This is a genomic window from Flavobacterium xizangense, from assembly GCF_054075145.1.
This window is the reverse complement of record NZ_JBSIPG010000265.1, coordinates 1-244: the sequence shown is the minus strand read 5'-3', so window position 1 is coordinate 244 and position 244 is coordinate 1. Positions and strand designations below refer to the sequence as shown.

The 244-nt window shown below is 38.9% G+C and carries 1 protein-coding gene; it reads right to left on the bottom strand.

Features of this window, described 5'->3' with window-relative positions; genetic code table 11:
- A partial coding sequence (locus tag ACWA1B_RS23375) for a dCTP deaminase (RefSeq protein WP_456911075.1) occupies nucleotides 1–244 on the bottom strand: 244 nt, incomplete at both ends.

Here is a 244-nt window from a genome sequence, read left to right as displayed (position 1 = left end):
GCTAGAGCAAATGAGTTTGGCGGAATAATACAAACATCTGACTCAATATCGATAAAACTTTTGTCATCAAAATTCTTTGGATCGACAATTGCAGAATGTACGTTAGTAAAAACCTTGAATTCACGGGCACAGCGTACATCATAGCCATAGCTAGAGACCCCGTAGGAAATCAACTTTTCACCATTTTCATCAAAACGGACTTGATTCTCTGCATAAGGTTCAATCATGCCGTGTTTTTCGCTCA